Origin of the sequence: Adlercreutzia sp. DFI.6.23 (assembly GCF_024462535.1) — a bacterium.
Classification (GTDB): domain Bacteria; phylum Actinomycetota; class Coriobacteriia; order Coriobacteriales; family Eggerthellaceae; genus Adlercreutzia; species Adlercreutzia rubneri.
The window spans coordinates 1-304 of the sequence record NZ_JANGBP010000463.1; the positions used below are offsets into that span (position 1 = coordinate 1).

Here is a 304-nt window from a genome sequence, read left to right on the forward strand (position 1 = left end):
CGCCAGGCAGCGCTCGGCCTCATGGGCCATAAAGCCGCACATGGTGGCGATATGGTCATCGGGGATGCGCATGAGGCGCGTAAGTTGAAGCCCGCGCTCGCGACAGATGGCACGCACGGCCAGAGTGTTCTCCTGGAAGACGGCGGCGTCCTTCGTGCGGTAGGGCGATTCCATCGGCTGGCAGGGCACTTCACCCGGACCGATGAACAGGCGCGTGTACTCGTCGCGGGCCTGCTCGGTCAGCACCGCGCCTTCGACGCACTCGCCGAGGTTCTCCAAAAAGCGCCGGAGGCCCTTCATGGAG

General features: G+C 65.8%; 1 protein-coding gene. It reads right to left on the reverse strand.

Translation table 11 applies throughout. The features are described 5' to 3' along the window. On the reverse strand, positions 1-304 hold a 304-nt coding region (locus NE591_RS14155; protein WP_256156969.1), incomplete at both ends, for a molecular chaperone.